Origin of the sequence: Vibrio sp. Vb2131 (assembly GCF_033338535.1) — a bacterium.
GTDB lineage: Bacteria > Pseudomonadota > Gammaproteobacteria > Enterobacterales > Vibrionaceae > Vibrio > Vibrio alginolyticus.
Genome location: NZ_JAWOSW010000177.1, coordinates 1 through 510 on the forward strand (window position 1 = coordinate 1; position 510 = coordinate 510).

The following is a 510-nucleotide window of genomic DNA, read 5'->3' on the forward strand; positions in this document are numbered from 1 at the left end:
GTTTTGGATTTACATTACAAACTTTGTGCAGGGTGATTTAGGCCCAAGCTTTGTTTACCAAGACTTCTCTGTCACTCAGTTGGTTGCCCAATCTTGGCCCGTATCGGCAATGCTTGGGGTGCTCTCTTTTAGCATCTCAGTCCCACTTGGGATGCTGCTCGGCACTATTGCCGCATTAAAGCGCAATAGCCGTTTGGATTACGGATTAATGACACTCTCGATGACGGGCGTGGTTGTTCCTGCTTTTGTTTTGGCTCCCGTGCTTGTCACCATTTTTGCGATTCAGCTTGGTTGGCTCCCCGCTGGTGGCTGGGAAGGTGGGCAATTAGCTTTTCTTGTTTTGCCGGTATTAAGTCTGGCCATTGGATCAGTCGCTAGCATCGCGCGTGTCATGCGCGGCGCGATGATTGAAACCCTCAATCAGCCTTACATTCGCACCGCAAAAGCGAAGGGATTATCGACCGCCTACATCTTGTTCCACCATGCACTGCGTCCGTCATTGATCCCCGT

The 510-nt window shown here is 50.8% G+C and carries 1 protein-coding gene; it reads left to right on the plus strand.

The window, feature by feature from the left end; translation table 11 throughout:
- Positions 1-510 (plus strand): ABC transporter permease subunit (locus tag R7E38_RS23420; protein WP_318082250.1); only part of this gene is annotated, 510 nt, incomplete at both ends.